The sequence below is a fragment of the Citrobacter sp. GW821-FHT02E08 genome, from assembly GCF_059421685.1.
The window spans coordinates 1-1,204 of record NZ_JBWKVL010000036.1 but is presented as its reverse complement, the minus strand read 5'-3'; the positions used below and the strand labels follow the sequence as shown (position 1 = coordinate 1,204).

Below are 1,204 nucleotides of genomic sequence, written 5' to 3'. Positions count from 1 at the left end.
TGATCTTACCCGCGAATAGTGGACACGCGACTAAGTGAGTAAACTCTCAATCAGAGGTGACTCATGACAAAACCAGTATCAACAAGTAAGAAGCCCCGCAAACAGCACACGCCTGAATTCCGCAACGAAGCCCTGAAGCTTGCGGAACGTGTCGGTATTGCTGCCGCTGCCCGGGAACTCAGCCTGTATGAATCCCAGCTCTATGCATGGCGCAGTAAGATTAACAATGCCCGCTGCTCTTCCGAACGTGAGCAGGAAATGTCTGTTGAAATTGCGCGCCTTAAGCGCCAGTTGGCTGAGCGGGACGAGGAGCTGGCTATCCTCCAAAAGGCCGCGACATACTTCGCGAAGCGCCTGAAATGAAGTATGTCTTTATTGAAAAACATCGGGCTGAGTTCAGCGTCAAAGCCATGTGTCGGGTTCTGCGGGTTGCCCGCAGTGGCTGGTATGCCTGGCGACTGCGTCGTCATCAGATAACCCCTCGACAGCAGTTCCGGCTTGTCTGCGATGCTGCTGTCCGAAAGGCATTCACTGACGCAAAACAGCGTTATGGTGCGCCCCGTCTTGTGGATGAGCTTCCTGCGTACAATGTCAAAACCATTGCCGCCAGCTTGCGGCGTCAGGGGCTTCGCGCAAAAGCGGCCCGGAAGTTCAGCCCGGTCAGCTACCGCGAACATGGCCTTCCGGTGTCTGACAATCTGCTGAAACAGGATTTTTACGCCAGTGCTCCGAACCAGAAATGGGCGGGTGACATCACGTACTTGCGCACGGACGAAGGCTGGTTGTACCTGGCTGTAGTCATTGACCTGTGGTCCCGTGCCGTCATTGGCTGGTCAATGTCACCGCGGATGACAGCACAACTTGCCTGCGATGCGTTACAGATGGCGCTCTGGCGGCGAAAGCGCCCGGAAAATGTCATCGTGCATACGGACAGAGGCGGGCAGTACTGTTCAGCGGACTATCAGGGGTTACTGAAGCGTCATAATCTGCGTGGAAGCATGAGCGCGAAAGGTTGCTGTTATGACAATGCCTGCGTGGAAAGCTTCTTTCACTCGCTGAAAGTAGAATGTATCCACGGGGAACGCTTTATCAGCCGGGAAATAATGCGGGCGACGGTGTTTAATTATATCGAGTGTGATTACAATCGCTGGAGACGTCACAGCGCCTGTGGCGGACTCAGCCCGGAACAGTTTGAAAACCAGAA

Annotated in this window: 1 protein-coding gene; it reads left to right on the top strand. The window is 54.4% G+C overall.

Going from position 1 to position 1,204, the window contains the following annotated elements; translation table 11 throughout:
• Positions 1 to 63 precede the first annotated feature (63 nt).
• A protein-coding gene (locus tag AC07UY_RS21720) for an IS3 family transposase (RefSeq protein WP_494701936.1) occupies positions 64 to 1,204 on the top strand; the annotation gives its coding sequence in 2 pieces (ribosomal slippage) (positions 64 to 322 and positions 322 to 1,204; 1,142 coding nt annotated over the 2 pieces). This gene is flagged as partial in the annotation.